Raw genomic sequence first — 336 nt, forward strand, 5'->3', positions numbered from 1 at the left:
GGAAAAAAAGAACTGGTCAGTTTTTTCACCTCGGGCTGCAATCTGTGCGCACGTGATTTTCGCTTAATGCGTGAATTTTATGTTGGCAACGCAAAGCGAAATTTTGTACAGCTAGGGATCAGCCTGGATCAGAATCGTCAGGATTTCGATACGTATCAACAGCTGGTTAAACTGGCGGTTCCGGCTGATCAACGTTTTCCTGTGTACTGGCGCAATGCGCCGGGCCACAAGGATAATTTTGGTGTGATACAAAGTCAGCCTACCCACTTTGTGATCAACACCAAAGGACAAATCGTCTGGAAGCGCGAAGGTTCATTTCAGCCTGAAGACTGGGAT

General features: G+C 47.0%; 1 protein-coding gene. It reads left to right on the forward strand.

The annotated features are described in order from the left end of the window. Positions 1-66: 66 nt before the first annotated feature. Positions 67-336 (forward strand): hypothetical protein (locus tag KDM89_RS20890; protein WP_329604717.1); only part of this gene is annotated, 270 nt, incomplete at its 3' end.

This window comes from Cognatundibacterium luofuense (assembly GCF_018139685.1).
GTDB classification, from domain to species: Bacteria; Pseudomonadota; Gammaproteobacteria; order Burkholderiales; family Burkholderiaceae_D; genus Undibacterium; species Undibacterium luofuense.